Consider the following 2,403-nt stretch of genomic DNA (forward strand, 5'->3'; position numbering starts at 1 on the left):
CCGCCGGCGACGAAGTCCGCGCTCACCCCGTAGGTGCCGAGGCCGAAGGTGGCCGGCAGGCGCAGGTAGAAGATGGCCATGACCGCCAACGTGATCACGGTGATGACCGCGAAGATGGACAGCTGGATCTTGGTAAGCCTGTCAATCATGTCCCGCCCCTACTGTCCAGCCGCCGTGCCGGGCGGAATTTTGAACGGGTCGGCCGCTTGGCCGGACAGGTTGGCCATCTCGCCGACCAGGAAGTCCGGTGGATTGAGGATCTCGGACATGTGCGCCATGTTCGGGTCGAAATACGCTGTGGTGAAGAACGTTTCACCCAGCCTGCGCAAGGTGAGGTCGAAGGTGGTGAACACGTTCAGGTAGTCCCCGCGCACCGCCTGCTTGATCCCGAAGTTGGGGAACGGGAAGGTCAACAGGATCTGCATCGAGGTGACGAAGTTCTTGCGATTGTCGCTGAGCGCCTTGACGATCGAGTAGGCGTCTTTGAGGTCGGCGGCGAAATCCACCTTGGTCTTGGCCAACACGTGCGAAGTGACGGTGGCCATTTTCTTCAGCGCGGCAAAAGCTTCCACGATGTTGTCCCGGTTCTTGTTCAGCACCCGCAGCGCTTCAGGCAGGGTGTCCAGCGCCCTGCCCAAGTTGTCCTTGTCGCGCGCCAGGATCGCCGAGAACCGGTTCAGGCCCTCCATCGCGGCAATGATGTCATTCACTTGCTTGTTCAGCCCTGACGTCAACTCGGCCAGGCGGGGCATCAGGTCGGTGAACTGGCCTTGCCGGCCGGCCACGGCTTGGTAGGTCTCGTTCGTGATCTCTTCCAGCGCACCGACGTTGCCTTTATTGACCACCACACCGAGGGCGGAGAACACCTCTTCGGTGGTGGGTGAGCGGCCGGTGCGGGACTCGGCGATCCTCGAACCGTCGGTCAGCCGGCCTTTGGGCGGCTGGTCTTTCGGGGCCGCCAACTCGATATGCATTGAACCCAGCAGCGACGTCTGCGACACCTTGGCGGTCGCATTCGCCGGCAGCACCACGTTCTTGTTCAGGGCGAGTTTCACTGCGGCGTAGAAGGAACCGTCGGCGCGCTGCTCGGCGTCAATACCGGAAATACTTCCGACCGTCACGTCGTCGACCATGACCGGTGAGTTCTGCGGCAACGTCGCCACGTCGGGCACTTCGACGGTGACGGAGTACGCACCGCTGCCGTGACCTTCGGTGCCGGGCATCGACAGCGAGTTCAGGCCGCTGAAGTTACACCCGGCCAGCAGTAGGCTACTCGCCGCTAACACGCTGCCACGCAACCAGATTCGCTTCATCCGCCGGCCCCCTGCTCGGCGGGCAGCGGCAACACAGGACCGGCGCCAGGGGCGGGACCGGCCGCCGGAGCCGGCGCGGCCGGTGCATCCGGCGCGGGGCCGGGCCGCGGGCCATAACCAGGCGGCGAGCCGGCCGGCGCGCCGGGCGTTTGCGGCACCAGCAGCGTCTGCAGGTCCGTCGGGTTGCTCTGCGCAGGTTGTCCGGCGCCCTTGGCGGGCACCCAGGTCAGTTCCGGGACAGGGGTGGCCGCCTTTGCCTGCGTGGCCGGGGTGTCATAGATGATCTGGCCCTTGTAGGCCGTGATCGTGTTCAGCGGATGGAACATGATCGGCGGATAGTTGGCGGTAAGCCGGCGCAGCACGGGGCCGAGCCGTTCGCGACACAGCTCGGCGCGCCGGAAGTAGTCCGGTGCCGACGGTCCGCCCGCGGTGTCGAAGGACCCGCCGCAGATGAACTGCACCGGGTTTGAGAAGTTCGGCAACGACAGCAAGCCGTTGAGCGTGCCTTGCGCCGGGTCGTAGATGTTGTAGAAGTTGGTGATACCCGGCCCGGCGACGTGCAGCACCTGCTCGATGTTCTCGCTCTGGTCGCTCAGCGTCTTGGAGAAGTCACCGAGCTGCGTGACCGTGTCGATCAGCGTCGAATTGTTCTCGTGCAGGAAACCCCTGACGTCAGACAGGGCCTGGTTCAGCGTCCCGAGGGTGTGGTCCAGGTTGCGCGAACTGTCCGCTAGGACCTGCGATACCGAGGCGACGTGCCCGGCGAACTGCACGATCTGGTCGTTGCTGGCCGACAACGCGTCAACCAGAATCTGCAAGTTCTTGACCGTGCTGAAGATGTCGTTGCGCGAATCCCCCAGTCGCCCCGCAACTTGGGAAAGCTCGCGCAGCGCGTTGTGGAACGAGTCGCCATTACCGTTTAGGGTGTCCGCGGCCTGGTTGATCGCGGCGCCCAGCGGGCCTTGCACCTCGCCCGCCGCGGGACTGAGCTGCACCGACAGTTGCGTCAGGGCCTCTTTGACCTCGTCCCATTCCACCGGGACCGCGGTCCGCGACAGGTCGATCGTGGCGCCGTCGGGCAGGACCGCCC

Annotated in this window: 3 protein-coding genes; all 3 read right to left on the reverse strand. The window is 64.9% G+C overall.

All coding sequences use genetic code 11. From position 1 onward, the window contains the following. On the reverse strand, window positions 1-149 hold a 149-nt coding region (locus A9W95_RS27980; RefSeq protein ID WP_172826617.1), incomplete at its 3' end, for a hypothetical protein. 9 nt (window positions 150-158) lie between these two features. Continuing rightward, entirely contained in the window at window positions 159-1,313 is a 1,155-nt protein-coding gene (locus A9W95_RS13910; protein ID WP_067413520.1) for a virulence factor Mce family protein, read from the reverse strand. Then, on the reverse strand, window positions 1,310-2,403 hold a 1,094-nt coding region (locus A9W95_RS13915), incomplete at its 5' end, for an MCE family protein (RefSeq protein WP_067413523.1). The genes A9W95_RS13915 and A9W95_RS13910, both read right to left, overlap by 4 nt.

Source organism: Mycobacterium sp. 1423905.2, assembly GCF_001673155.1.
Lineage (GTDB): Bacteria > Actinomycetota > Actinomycetes > Mycobacteriales > Mycobacteriaceae > Mycobacterium.

Excerpts from the sequence above, each read along its gene's own strand:
- A9W95_RS13910 (WP_067413520.1), bottom strand. The coding sequence starts at position 1,313 with ATGAAGCGAATCTGGTTGCGTGGCAGCGTGTTAGCGGCGAGTAGCCTA.